The organism is Micromonospora sp. NPDC048986 (assembly GCF_040649335.1).
Lineage (GTDB): Bacteria > Actinomycetota > Actinomycetes > Mycobacteriales > Micromonosporaceae > Micromonospora > Micromonospora alfalfae.
Genome location: NZ_JBEZFJ010000002.1, coordinates 371009 through 384109, shown reverse-complemented (window position 1 = coordinate 384109; position 13101 = coordinate 371009). Strand labels below are relative to the sequence as shown.

8 protein-coding genes are annotated in these 13101 nt (G+C 68.5%); 7 read left to right on the top strand and 1 reads right to left on the bottom strand.

Features of this window, described 5'->3' with window-relative positions; all coding sequences use genetic code 11:
• Positions 1 to 107 precede the first annotated feature (107 nt).
• A complete protein-coding gene (locus AB0B94_RS06760) occupies positions 108 to 1682 on the top strand; it encodes an alpha/beta hydrolase-fold protein (RefSeq protein ID WP_357269295.1) in 1575 nt (524 codons plus the stop codon).
• A 122-nt stretch (positions 1683 to 1804) separates the two neighbouring features.
• Here AB0B94_RS06760 and AB0B94_RS06755 read toward each other — a convergent pair whose 3' ends face one another.
• Positions 1805 to 3328, bottom strand: coding sequence for an alpha-N-arabinofuranosidase (locus tag AB0B94_RS06755; protein WP_357269292.1), 1524 nt, complete (start codon positions 3326 to 3328; stop codon positions 1805 to 1807).
• Between the two features lie 383 nt (positions 3329 to 3711).
• Between AB0B94_RS06755 and AB0B94_RS06750 the strand changes: the two genes are divergently transcribed.
• The 6 genes from AB0B94_RS06750 to AB0B94_RS06725 all read left to right on the top strand — a co-directional run bounded on the left by AB0B94_RS06750 (position 3712) and on the right by AB0B94_RS06725 (position 13099).
• On the top strand, positions 3712 to 6084 hold the full coding sequence (locus AB0B94_RS06750) for a glycoside hydrolase family 3 N-terminal domain-containing protein (protein WP_357269289.1): 2373 nt from the start codon (positions 3712 to 3714) through the stop codon (positions 6082 to 6084).
• Between the two features lie 268 nt (positions 6085 to 6352).
• Entirely contained in the window at positions 6353 to 7396 is a 1044-nt protein-coding gene (locus AB0B94_RS06745) for a LacI family DNA-binding transcriptional regulator (protein WP_357269286.1), read from the top strand.
• Positions 7397 to 7567: 171 nt separating this feature from the next.
• A complete protein-coding gene (locus AB0B94_RS06740) occupies positions 7568 to 9751 on the top strand; it encodes an alpha/beta hydrolase-fold protein (RefSeq protein WP_357269283.1) in 2184 nt (727 codons plus the stop codon).
• A gap of 104 nt (positions 9752 to 9855) precedes the next feature.
• Positions 9856 to 11196 (top strand): extracellular solute-binding protein, encoded by a 1341-nt coding sequence (locus AB0B94_RS06735; RefSeq protein ID WP_357269280.1) that lies wholly within the window; start codon positions 9856 to 9858, stop codon positions 11194 to 11196.
• Between the two features lie 76 nt (positions 11197 to 11272).
• Complete coding sequence (locus AB0B94_RS06730) at positions 11273 to 12214, top strand: sugar ABC transporter permease (protein ID WP_357269277.1); 942 nt, start codon at positions 11273 to 11275, stop codon at positions 12212 to 12214.
• On the top strand, positions 12215 to 13099 hold the full coding sequence (locus tag AB0B94_RS06725; RefSeq protein ID WP_357269274.1) for a carbohydrate ABC transporter permease: 885 nt from the start codon (positions 12215 to 12217) through the stop codon (positions 13097 to 13099).
• Positions 13100 to 13101: the final 2 nt, after the last annotated feature.

The following is a 13101-nucleotide window of genomic DNA, read 5'->3' as shown; positions in this document are numbered from 1 at the left end:
GCTCGCACGGCTGCATCGCTCGTTACTGGTATCCCTTCACCTCACCATCGAATGGTCGGTCGGCCGCTCGGTGCGGTCTGACCACACGCCGAAGAGGGAGCAGGAACATGCCCGTCGCACCTCCCCGTCCCCCGCTGCCGGCACGGACACGCCGGCTGATGCTCGCGCTGCTCGCCGCCGTCACCGTGACGGCCGCAACGCTCGCCGCCCCGGCGGCCTCGGCGGCACCGCCCGCGCCGCTGGGCCCGACCGTCACCCGCACCGACAAGCCCCCGACCGGATACACAGTCACCTTCCGGTACCGGGCGCCCGCGGACGTCCAGCAGGTCCACGTCTACGGCGACTGGTTCTACTCCCGACCGGAGAGCATCGCCTGCCAGGACTGCGGCGACGCGCGACCGCCCGCCGAGTGGCGACCCGGCGACGTCGCCGCCACCCCGTGGCACATCCAGGCCATGCGGAAGGGCCCGGACGGGGTCTGGACCTTCACCACCCCGCTGCCGGCGGGCACCTTCCGCTACGCGTTCACCCACGACTGCGCCAACGAACTCGCCACCGGCTGTGCCCTGCACGACGACCCCGCCAACCGGTGGCAGATCCAGCCGCAGTACCCCGGGGCGCCCGGCGCGGTACGCAGCACGCTCTACGTCCCGGCCAGCCGGAAGTTCCCGACGTACGACACCGGTTACCAGGCGCCGCTGGCCACTGTCGGCCGGCTGGAGTCGCGGCGGTACACCTCACCGCTGTCGACCAACCCGGCGGGAGTCCACGACATCGTCGTCTACCTGCCGCACGGCTACGACCCCCACCGGGCCACGCCGTACCCGACCCTCTACCTGAGCCACGGCAGCGGTGACCACTCGACCGCCTGGACGATGCAGGGCGTGGCCCATCTCATCCTGGAGAACGCGATCAAGGACCGGGCGGCGCAGCCCATGGTGATCGTGTCCACCGACTTCAACGGCCTCCCCGGTGGCAACGAGGGCTACGTCAACGAGCTGCGGAACAACATCTTCCCGTTCGTCGAGCAGAACTACCGCGTCTCGACCCGGGCGCAGGACCGCGCGTTCGCCGGCTTCTCCGCAGGCGGCAGCCGGGCGTACACCATCATGTACAACCACACCGACCTGTTCGGCTACCACGCGGCCTGGAGCGCGGGCGGCCCGGCCGCCACCCAGGCCCAGGTCGACAGCATGAAGGCGGTGGCCGGCGGCATCATGATCGGCACCGGGCTGCAGGACCGGCTCGGCAACATCGCCGAGAACTCGCAGCGCAACGCCGCCGCACTGCGGGCCGCCGGCGTCGAGCTGGACGAGTACAACGTGCCGGGCGTGCACACGTGGCACGTGTGGCGTCCGCTGCTGAACCACTACCTGCGCACCCTGACGTTCCGGGCCACCACCACCGATCTCGACGTCACCACGTCACCGGCGGGCGGATCGCACCACGCGTTGGTCGCCGCCACCGCGACGGTCGGCACGGTCAGCACCAGCACCTCGACACCCTCCGGCACTGTCGACTTCTACGCGGGTGACACGCACCTCGGGTCGGCCCCGGTGCACCACGGCGTCGCCCGGCTGAAGAAGACCGTCCACGGTGAGCTGAACGCGCCGGTGGTGGCCCGCTACCAGGGCGACAAGCTCTTCAACGGCTCCCACAGCTCCCCTGTCGACGCCCGGTAGCAACGGGCTCGACGCCGTACTCCCTGTGGTGGGGAAGCCCCGGCCGCGCACCCCTGGTGATTGCCAGGGTGTGCGTGGCCGGGGCACGTCCCGGTCCGTAGGGCCGGCGGTTCGTCAGCCGGTCACCGCGTCGTGTCGGTGGCGCTCAGTCGCAGCATGGTCCAGGAGGCCGGCGCAAGAGTGAGCTGGACGCTGGCGTCGGTGCCGCGTGCCGTGCCGTTGGGGCGCGGCGCGGCGTGGTCCGGACCGTCGGCCGTGTTCTTGGCGTGCAGGTCGGCGCCGCCGACGGTGACGCACTCGATGATGTCGCTGACCTGCGCGCCGGCGACGTCGATTGTCACCTCGGCCGGAGTGTCGAGGGCCCGGTTGACGAGGAAGACGGTCATCTCCCCGGTGGTGTCATCCCAGGTGGAGACCGCGTCGACCGCGTCGACCTCACCGTAGCGGTCGGTGGTCGTCGTGCTGCCCTCGCGCAGCATGTCCAACACTGCGCCCTGAGCGTGCCGGGCGGTGCGGGCGAAGGGGTGGAAGATGGTCTGCCGCCAGGCCGAGCCGCCCGTCTCGGTCATGATCGGTGCGATGACGTTCACCAGTTGGGCCTGGCAGGCCGCGCTCACCCGGTCGCTGTGCCGGAGCAGGCTGATGAGCAGTCCGCCGACGACGACAGCGTCGGCCACGCTGTAGTGGTCCTCCAGCAGGGGCGGCGCGACCGGCCAGTCCTCGCCGCTCGGGGGCGTGGACGGGGCGGCGGACTGGTACCAGACGTTCCACTCGTCGAACGCGATCATGATCTTCTTGGTGGACCGGCGGATCGCCCCGACCGAGTCGGCGATGGCGGTGACGGCGTCGATGTACCTGTCCATGTCCTCGGCCGAGGCGAGGAAGCTGGCCAGGTCGTCGTCGACCGGCTGGTAGTACGCGTGCAGCGAGATCAGGTCGACGTCGTCGTACGCCTCGGTGAGCACGTCGCGTTCCCAGCTGCCGAAGGTCGGCATTCCGAGGTGTGAGGAGCCGCAGGCGACGAGTTCGAGATCGGGATCGAAGCGGCGCATGGCCTTCGCGGTCTGCGCCGCGAGCCGCCCGTACTCGGTCGCGCTGCGCTGGCCCACCTGCCACGGGCCGTCCATCTCGTTGCCCAGACACCACAGCTTGATCCCGTACGGATCGACAGCGCCGTTGTCGCGGCGCTGGTCGGCGAGGTGGCTCCCACCGCGGTGATTGGCGTACTCGAGCAGGTCGACGGCCTCGGCGGTGCCACGGGTGCCGAGGTTGACCGCCATGATCGGATCCACGCCGGCCTTGCCGACCCATCGCATGAACTCGTCGAGCCCGAATGCGTTGGTCTCCAGGCTGTGCCAGGCAAGGTCGAGCCTCGCCGGTCGTTTGTCGACCGGGCCAACGCCGTCCTCCCAGCGGTAGGAGGAGACGAAGTTGCCGCCGGGATAGCGGACCGTGGTGACGCCCAGCTCGCGCACCAGCTCAAGGACGTCGCCCCGGAAGCCGTCGGCGTCGGCCGTCGGGTGTCCCGGCTCGTAGATCCCGTTGTAGACGCAGCGACCCAGGTGCTCCACGAACGAGCCGAAGAGCCGACGCGGCACCGGTGCGACGCGTCTGCGGGGGTCCAGGGTCAGGCGTGCCGTGTTCACGACGTTCTCCGGCGCGCTGTCGTGGTGGGTGTTCAGGGCTGGCTCCCTTCGTGCGGGTCCGACGCGAAGGTCTCTGCCCGAGCGCCGGGACCGAGGGGTGGTGGAGGCGGTGTGAGCTCTGGACAACGTGATCGTCTTCGATTACGTTCTCGATCTATGTAAACGTTACCGATTACGTTTACGTAAGGGAACACGGCACCTGGATCAATGTCCGGCTGGCACGGCCCCCACAGCCATGCCGCCCCGGCTGACCGGGTGTCCGCTCCCACCCGCCTCGCCGCCACCGCTTCCCTGGCGTCGTCCGCAGCGCGCGTCCAGACGCCGCCGTCGTGGTGGCCGACGAGGCCGAAAGACCAGCTCGTCGCGGTGATAGGGGTGACCGGGTGACAACTGTTGAGCCGGAGATCGAGGCGACCTACACGGATGCGACAGCGCCCGTCGACGAACGGGTGTCGGATCTGCTGGCCCGGATGACCCGCGAGGAGAAGCTCGCGCAACTCGGCAGCACGTGGGCGTTCACAGTGCTGCAGGGCGGACGGTTCGCGGCGGAGCGGGCCCGGCCGATCCTTCGACACGGCCTGGGGCACGTGACCCGCGTCGCGGGCGCGACCAGCCTGAAGGCGGCGCAGGTGGCGCGGGCCGCCAACGCGATCCAGCGCTTCCTGGTCAGCGAGACCCGGCTGGGGATCCCGGCCATAGTGCACGAGGAGGTCTGCTCGGGGGTGATGGCCCGCGAGGCGACAATCTTCCCGCAGGCGATCGGCGTCGCGAGCACCTGGGCGCCCGAGCTCAACCGGCAACTGGCGGACACCGTTCGCGCGCAGATGCGCGCCATGGGAAGCCACCAGGGGCTCTCGCCGGTGCTGGACGTGGTGCGCGACCCACGGTGGGGCCGGACGGAGGAGACCTACGGCGAGGACCCGTACCTGGTGTCCCGGATGGGCGTGGCGTTCGTCCGGGGCCTGCAGGGCGCCGACCTGACCGACGGCGTCCTCGCCACCGCCAAGCACTTCGTCGGCTACGGGGCGTCCGAGGGTGGGCTGAACTGGGCGCCGGCCCACCTGCCGCCGCGTCTGCTGCGCGAGGTGTACCTGTACCCGTTCGAGGCGGCGGTCCGCGACGGCGGGCTCCAGTCGGTGATGGCCGGCTACCACGAACTCGACGGCGTCCCGTGCCATGCCAACCAGGAGCTCCTCGCCGACGTCCTGCGTGGGCAGTGGGGCTTCACGGGCAGCGTGGTCTCCGACTACTTCGCCGTCAACGACCTCCACTCGTACCACCACTTCGCGCAGGACAAGCAGCAGGCCGCGACGGTGGGCCTCGGCGCGGGCGTGGACGTCGAGCTTCCGGCGACGGACGCGTACGCGGACGCCCTCACCCGCGCCCTGGACGCCGGCGAGGTCAGCCAGGCCCAGCTCGACGAGGCTGTCGCACGGATCCTTCGGCACAAGGTCGAACTCGGGCTCTTCGAGAACCCGTACGTCGACGAGGACGCGGCCGCTGCGACGGCCAACGCCGAGCGGCACCGGGACGTGGCGCTGGAGATCGCCCGCCGCAGCCTCGTCCTGCTCAAGAACGACGGCGTCCTGCCGCTGCTCGGGGAGGCCGGAACTGTCGCGCTTGTCGGCCCGAACGCCGACGACGCCCGACACCTGCTCGGTGACTACTCGTTCGCGGCCCACATCGAGGCGTTGGCCGCGGCGCGTGAGCGGCGTGGCCTGCTCGGCGAGATGATGACGATCCCGGAGGATCTGGAGATCGACGAGAGCACCGACGGTGTGCCGACGGTGCGCGACGAACTCGCGGCGCGGCTGGGCGACCGGCTGCGCTTCGCCCCGGGCTGCGACGTGCTCGATGCGTCGACCGAGGGGTTCGCCGAAGCGGTAGCGGTCGCCGCGGCGGCAGACGTCGCGGTGCTGGTGCTGGGGGACCGCTCGGGAGTGACGCGCGAAGCAACCACCGGGGAGTCGCGGGACCGGTCCAGTCTGGACCTGCCGGGCGTGCAGGAAGAGCTGCTGCGCGCCGTCGTCGCCACCGGCACGCCCGTCGTTGCGGTGCTCGTCGCCGGCCGACCCGTCGGCAGTGACTTCCTGCACGAGAAGTGCGCCGCCGTGCTGATGGCCTGGTTGCCGGGGGAGACCGGGGCGCAGGCGATCGCCGAGGTGCTCCTCGGTGCGGTGAACCCGAGCGGAAGGCTGCCGATCTCGTACCCCCGCGGCGTGGGCCAGATCCCCGTCTTCTACGGCCACAAGGTGTCCGGCGGGCGGTCATACTGGCACGGCGACTACGTGGACTCGCCGGTCGCCCCGCGATACGCCTTCGGCCACGGCCTCGGGTACACCTCGTTCGTGATCGAGGACGCCACGGTGGAGAGCGCCGAGGTCCGCGCCGGGGACAGCGTCGGTGTCGAGGTCACTGTCACCAACACCGGACATCGGGCGGGGGAGCAGGTGGTGCAGCTCTACGTCCGCGACCCGCAGGCCACGATCACCCGGCCGGTGCTGGAGCTGAAGGCCTTCGTTCGCGTCGAGGCCGCCGCCGGCCAGCGGCTGGCGGTACGGTTCGCGCTCCCCACCGGCCAGCTCGGCTTCTACGACCGGAGCATGGCGTACGCGGTGGAGGCGGGGCAGATCGAGGTGTACGTCGGCTTCTCGGCTGTCGACCATACCCATGCCGGCACCTTTGTCATCAGTGCGGACCCGGACCGGCCAACGTCGAAGGTCTTTACCGGGACCGTTGAAGTTCGGCAACTGTGATCGTTCACCCGGGTCGGGGAATGGTTCTTGACGGAGTGTGCCGTCCTGTTGTCAACGGGTAGCACCACCGCGGAAATCGGGCCCCACTCCGAACCCCGGCAGAGGATGCTGATTGCGTTATCCGCAACGGCGTCCGAGCGTCAATCCCGCCCTCGGGAGTGTCCAGTTGGGACGTTCTTCTCGATGGTCGGGTAAGGACGAAGAGGTCTTGTGTTCGTAATCGTTCTCAGTTACGTTGGCAACATCCTGGAAACGTAACCGATAACGATTGCAGTCCAGAGAGAGCGGCATGATTGAAGTCAATGCACCGGTGACAATGAGTGATGTCGCCCGAGCTGCTGGCGTTTCCACCGCCACGGTCTCGCGCGTCGTCAACGGGCATTACGGCGTCAGCGCTCGCACGGTCGCTCAGGTGCGCTCCGCCATCGAGCAGCTCGGCTACGAGTCGAGCCTGGTGGCCACCAGCCTTCGGCGCAGCCGCACCAATGTTCTGGGCCTGGTGGCGCACAGCTTCCAGTCGTACACGGCGGAAGTGCTCAAGGGCGTGATGAAGGCGCTGAGCCGCTCGGGCTTCGATCTGATCATCTACGCCAACAGCGACCTCTACGGGTCGTATTCGGAGGGCTGGGAGCAGCGGCACCTGACCCGGCTGTCGGGCACCCTCACCGACGGGTGCATCGTCGTCACGCCCTGGGGTGAGGTCCGGAGCCGCACGCCGGTCGTGGCCATCGACCCGGTGCGGGGCTCGACGGCACCCTCGGTGATTTCCGACAACCTCGCTGGCGCCACCACGGCGGTCGAGCACCTGCTCGGCCTGGGTCATCGGCGCATCGGGTTCATCGCCGGCCGCGACAGCCTGGCCTCGGCCTGGTCGCGGGAGGAGGGATACCGCGCCGCGCTGACCACCGCCGGGGTTCCGGTCGACCCGACACTGATCGGCCGAGGAGATTTCAACCCCGAGTCGGCGACCCCGCTGGCGCGCGTCCTGCTGCAACGACCGGACCCGCCATCGGCGATCTTCGCGGCGAGCGACGGAATGGCCTTCAAGGTTCTGGAGGTCGCCAGGGAGCTGGGGTTCTCGGTGCCGGGGGACCTGTCCGTCGTGGGGTTCGACAACATCCCCGAGTCGGCGTTGACCCGGCCGGGTCTGACCACAGTGGACCAGTCGATGTATCAGCTCGGGTACGAAGCCGCGCGGATGCTGAAGTCACTGGTGACCGGCGAGTGGGACGAGCCGGGCCAGATAGTGCTTCCGACCAGCCTCGTCGTGCGCGACTCCACCGCACCACCGAAGAGCGCGCCACGACCATGACATCAGCCCACTGGCGCACGAGCCTGGTCGCTCCCGACAGAGCGATCAGGTCAGGTGTGCCAGTGGCAGCAGCCCGAAGGAGGTGCACGCAGCACACACGCCCAGATCCACAGGTGAGTTGAGCCGGTCAGTCGGGTCGCATCCGCTGCCGGCACATGAAAGGAGTGGAGTGTGACTACCGAACAGTATCACGGGCGCTTACGCCGTCTGGGCGTACGCCGGCGGCTCTCGGCGGCGTTCACCGCCGGGGTCATCGCCACCGCGGTGGTGCTCGTCGCGCCGCAACCGGCCGCGGCGGACACGCCGTGGCTCGACGTGTCCGCGGACCGTTACGCCACGTTTGCCGTCCCGGCTGCGTACGTCCAGGAGAACCTGGGCACCGTCTCGCAGGTGGTCGTGGAGGGAAACTTCGGGCCGTCGGCCAGTTGGGCGGAGTTCGGTCTGACCCGCCGGGGTGACGTGTGGTCGGGTGTTCTCGGCGCCCTGGAGCCCGGGCTGTACAACTACCAGTTCACGGCCGACGACACCAAGACCATCAAGGACCCGACGAACAGCACTGGTGTCGCGTCCAACCCGCTTCTGAGCACCTTCCTCGTCGCGGGTGACTCGGCCCGGTGGCTGCTCGACGCGCCGGCCGGCACCGGCGGGAAGATCGAGACGCTGACCTACCGGACCAGGAACGCGCAGCGCTCCGCGGTGGTCTGGACGCCACCGGGTTACGCGGCCAAGGGCCCGAAGGGATATCCGGCGCTCTTCCTGCAGTCCGGTGACGGTGTGGCCGCCACCGACTGGCTCGACCTCGGTCGATCCAAGCAGATCCTCGACAACCTCTCGGCCGCGGGCGCCATGAGCCCGATGGTGGTGGTGATCAACAACGCCGACGCCTCGGACGACAAGGAGTTGAGGGACCTCCGGAAGGCGGTCACCGACAACTTCCGGGTCCTTCGCGATCCGGCGCATCAGGCGATCGCGGGTGTGTCCGACGGCGCCACGCAGGCGTTGCGGTCCGCGCTCACCAGGCCGGGCCAGTTCGGTTACGTCGGTTGGTTCTCCGGCACGTCGGCTCCACAGCTCGACCGGAAGGACGCCAAGGCGATCAACCGCGGCGTCAAGCTGCTCCGCCTGTACACCGGCAACGTCACCGATCCCGCTCACAACCCCACCTACCGGCTGACGAAGGCGCTGGGCCGCGCCGACGTCCGGTTCGAGTTCGACGGGGTCAACCCGGACGGCGGCGCGACCTGGACCACCTGGCAGGAGAACCTCGTCGACTTCGCGCCGCGGTTGTTCCGGCACGTGGCCGACCACGGGCCGAGCCCGGGTCACACGCAGTTCAAGGGCGAGTTCAACCCGCCACCGGCCGGCACCACCCCGACGCCCTTCGTCAGCGAGGACGGGTTCGTCACCTTCGAGACCACCACGGACTTCGCTGACGCTCAGCACGTCACGGTCTGGGCGAACGTCGCGCCGGGCGGCAGCTGGCTGCGACTGCCACTGACCCGCGACGGTGACCGGTGGCGGGCAACAGTGGGCCCGCTGAAGCCCTGGTTTTACTACTACCGGCTGATCGTGGACCGGGTCGCGGTCAAGGACGCCTCGAACCCGACGAAGGTCACCACCGAGCCGATGTGGAGCACCTTCCTCATTCCCGGGCCGGGCGCCCGACTGCTGTCGGACGTGCCCGCCGGTCGGGGCGGAACTGTCGAGAGCATGACCTACACCAGCACGGTGGCCGGCCAGGACCGGACCGCGCTGGTCTGGACCCCGCCCGGGTATGACCCGGACCGGGCGCAGCCGTACCCCGTCCTCTACCTTCAGCACGGCGGCGGGCAGAACTACACGGACTGGGTCGAGATGGGCCGTGCCAAGCAGATCCTCGACAACCAGTTCCTCGACGGCGACCTCACGCCGATGGTTGTCGTGATGGGCAACGGCAACTCGTCGAACTTCAACAGCGAGCTGCGGGAGAACATCGTTCCGACGGCCCGTGCCCGCTACAACATCTCCAGCGATCCGTCGCAGCAGGCCCTCGCTGGCCTGTCGATGGGCGGCGGGCAGGCGTTCGGGGTGCTGCGGGCCTACCCGGGCGAGTTCGCCTACGTCGCCGCGTTCTCGGCCGGTTTCGGCAGCGGCACCGGCGTCGACGTGGCGGCGATCAACAACGGCACCAAGATGCTGCGCCTCTACGTCGGTGACCAGACCGACTTCGTGTACCCGAGCTTCATGACATCGCTGACCACGTTGGACAACCTCGGTATCCGCTACGAGTTCGACGGGGTCACCCCCGGGCCGCACGGCTGGGACGTGTGGCAGAAGAACCTCATCGACCTGGCGCCCCGTCTGTTCAAGCGCTAGGAGCCATCGCCGGCGACGCCACCGGCGGCAGGGCTTCCTGCCCCCGGTGGCGCCCGCCAGCGCATGGATGCAGTGCACCGCCATCGCCGAAGGGAACCATCTCAATGAAGAGAAGACGAATACTCGCCACGGTAGCCATGCTCGCGGCGGGGACCGGCCTCGTCGCCTGCTCCTCCGACGAGGGCGGCAGCGACGCGAGCAATTGCACGAACACCATCACCAAGCAGAACGTGCCGGTCGTGACGATGTGGGGCTGGTACCCCAACACTCAACTCGTCGTCGACAACTTCAACAAGCAGCACGACGATGTGCAGGTCTGCTGGACCAACGTCGGCCAGGGCAGCGACGAGTACGACAAGTTCCAGACCGCCATCTCGGCGGGCACCGGGGCGCCCGACGTGATCATGGTCGAGGCGGACCGGATCCCGACGTTCCAGATCCAGGGCGCGCTCGTCGACATCAAGCAGTACGGCTACGACGCGGTCAAGGCCAACTACGGCGAGGGCGCCTGGAAGGACGTGTCGGTCGGCGACGCGGTCTACGGCGTCCCTGTCGACGGCGGCCCGGTGGCGATGATCTACCGCAAGGACATCTTCGACAAGTACAAGGTCACCCCGCCGAAGACCTGGGCCGAGTACGAGCAGGCCGCGCAGAAGGTCAAGGACGCCGGCGGTCCGCTCTTCGGGGACTTCGGCGCGAACGTCCCGGCGGTCCTGATGGCGCTCCAGATCCAGAAGGGCGCCACGCCCTTCACCTTCGATCCGGCGCAGCCGAAGGCGATCGGTGTGAAGCTCAACGACCAGGCGTCCAAGGACGTGCTGGACTACTGGGGCGGCCTGGCCAAGAAGGGCCTGGTCGGCACGCAGAACCAGTTCACCCCGGAGTACATCACCGGCGTGATCAACGGCAACTACGCGACGTACATCTCGGCGGCGTGGGCACCCGGCTACCTCACCGGCGCGGGCGTCGGCAAGGGCCAGGACACCGGCAAGTTCGCTGTGGCGCCGCTGCCGCAGTGGGACCCGGCCAACCCGGTGCAGGTGAACTGGGGCGGGTCGGCGTTCTCGGTGACCAAGCAGGCGAAGAAGCCGGAGCTGGCCGCGAAGGTCGCCTACGGGCTCTACGCCGACAAGGAGTCGCTCACCGACGGCTGGACCAACCAGATCATCTTCCCGCTGAACCTCACGGCGCTCAAGGATCCCGCGTTCGTCGACCTGAAGGTGGCGTTCTTCAACGGCCAGCAGGCGAACAAGGAGGTCTACCTTCCCGCCGCCGAGGCATACAAGGGCGTCGCGTACGCCCCCTTCGGTCAGTACTACCTCGACGCCATGGAGAAACAGGTCAGCGAGATCATCAAGGGCTCCGTCACCGGTTCGCAGGCTGCCGACCGGCTCCAGGAAGACGTGGCGAAGTACGCCAAGGAACAAGGCTTCACCGTTCAGTGACCGGCTGGGTGGGCCGCGCCGGCACTGGCCGGCCGGCCCACCCTCCCCCCTCAGCGTCCACGTCCCGGAGACCAAGATGACATCCCTGACCGAGAAGCGCGCAGCGCGTACACAGCCTGCGACGCGCACGATCCGTGGCAAGGTACACCTTCGCGAGCACCTGATGGGATGGCTCTTCGTCGGGCCGTTCGGGGTCGTGTTCCTGGCGTTCCTCATCGCGCCGCTGGCGTACGCGCTGTACCTCAGTCTCTTTCAGAAGAAGCTGATCGGCGGCACCAGCTTCGTTCTCTTCGACAACTACGTGAAGGCGTTCACCGACCCGAGCTTCCTGTCCGGGGTGTGGTTCGTCATCCGCTTCTCGCTGGTCTCGATCCCGGTGCAGATCCTCATCGCGCTCGCGCTGGCCCTCATCCTGGACGCGGTGACCACGGCGTTCGCTCGCTTCTCCCGCCTCATGATCTTCCTTCCGTACGCGATCCCCACCGTCATCGGGGCCGTGATGTGGGGCTTCCTCTACAGCAGGGGCTTCGGCCCGCTCACCGACATCTTCGGGCTGTTCGGCGCCACCGCACCCGACTTCCTGAGCAGCGACCTGATCTTCTACGGGCTGCTCAACGTCGTCACCTGGCAGTGGGCCGGCTACTACATGATCATCCTGTACGCGGCGTTGCAGGGCGTCGACCCGACGCTCTACGAGGCGGCCCGGATGGACGGCGCCGGACGGTGGCAGATCGCGACCCGGATCAAGATCCCGCTGATCGCGCCCGCCCTGATCCTCATCCTGGTCTTCTCGCTCATCGGCACCCTGCAGTTCTTCAACGAACCGCAGATCCTGCGATACCTCGCCGCGGGCACCATCGGCTCGGACTTCACCCCGAACATGTACGCGTACCAACAGGCGTTCTCGCTCGCCAACTTCAACTACGGGTCGGCGATCTCCTTCGCCCTCGGCGGGGTCGTGTTCATCTGCGTGTACGCCTTCCTGTTCTTCACCCGCAAGCGGAGGAGCTTCCTGTAGATGACCGACCACAGCAGCGTCCGCGCCGGCGCCCGCCGACCGCAGCGCTATCTCCCGATGCAGATCCTGCTCGGCTTCCTGGTGATCTACTTCCTCGTGCCGTTCTGGTGGGTCATCGTCAACAGCTCCAAGGACGCACCGGGCCTGTTCGGCGGTGGCAACACCCTCTGGTTCACCGACCAGATCGACTACCTGGGCAACCTCAGGCAGCTCTTCACCTACGACGGTGGCATCTATCTGCGGTGGATGCTCAACTCCACGCTCTACGCCATCGCCGGTGGCGTCGGCGCCACCGTCCTGGCGGTGATGGCCGGCTACGGTTTCGCCAAGTACCGGTTCGCCGCCCGACGCTTCAGCTTCGCTGTCGTGCTCGGCGCGCTGATGGTGCCCGCCACCGCTCTGGTCATCCCTACCTTCATCCTGTTCTCCCGGCTCGGCCTGACGAACACGGTCTGGGCGGTGATCCTCCCGTCGCTGCTCAACCCGTTCGGGGTCTACCTGATGCACGTGTACGCGCGCGACGCGGTGCCCGACGAACTCCTGGACGCGGCGCGGGTCGACGGCGCGGGGGAGCTGCGGACGTTCTTCCAGATCGCTCTTCCGCTGATGCGTCCCGCGGTGGTCACAGTGCTGCTGCTGTCGGCGGTGGCGTCCTGGAACAACTACTTCCTGCCGCTGGCCATGCTCTCCGACAACAGGCTCTTCCCGGTCACCGTCGGTCTTGGCCTCTGGCAGGGAATCGCGTCCGCGAACAACGCGGGAACCACCTCGCTGTGGAGCCTCATCATCCTCGGCTCCCTGGTGTCCGTGATCCCGCTGATCATCGCGTTCTTCAGCCTGCAACGACACTGGCGCGGCGGACTGTCCGTCGGAGGTCTCCGGTAGGC

Bases quoted from the DNA above. Each gene is read 5' to 3' on its own strand.
- AB0B94_RS06730 (WP_357269277.1), top strand. From the start codon at position 11,273: ATGACATCCCTGACCGAGAAGCGCGCAGCGCGTACACAGCCTGCGACG.
- AB0B94_RS06760 (WP_357269295.1), top strand. From the start codon at position 108: ATGCCCGTCGCACCTCCCCGTCCCCCGCTGCCGGCACGGACACGCCGG.
- AB0B94_RS06725 (WP_357269274.1), top strand. From the start codon at position 12,215: ATGACCGACCACAGCAGCGTCCGCGCCGGCGCCCGCCGACCGCAGCGC.
- AB0B94_RS06735 (WP_357269280.1), top strand. From the start codon at position 9,856: ATGAAGAGAAGACGAATACTCGCCACGGTAGCCATGCTCGCGGCGGGG.